This is a genomic window from Streptomyces sp. SID11385 (assembly GCF_010548245.1).
Taxonomy (GTDB): domain Bacteria; phylum Actinomycetota; class Actinomycetes; order Streptomycetales; family Streptomycetaceae; genus Streptomyces.
On record NZ_JAAGLR010000276.1, the window covers coordinates 1 to 243 of the forward strand.

The 243-nt window shown below is 66.3% G+C and carries 1 pseudogene; it reads right to left on the bottom strand.

What is annotated here, in order from left to right:
• A pseudogene (locus G3I42_RS08250) lies at window positions 1-243 on the bottom strand (DNA cytosine methyltransferase); the annotation flags it as partial.

Consider the following 243-nt stretch of genomic DNA (forward strand, 5'->3'; position numbering starts at 1 on the left):
AAGATTGACGCGCCCCTCGCTGAGCCGGTTCGCGTGATCCGCCTCAAGGCCGTTCATACGGGCCGCGACCCGTAGCGTTCCCTGCCCAACGAGCATGAGGTCCTCACCGATCAACAGCAGGTAGAGCGACTTCTCGCTCGGCCTCATGCCAAGCTTCTCCGGAAGGTCGAGCCGCTTGTCCCACCGCCACGCGTACGGCTTGTCCACCAGCGGGGACAGACGGTCGAGGCGGGACCGGGCCGA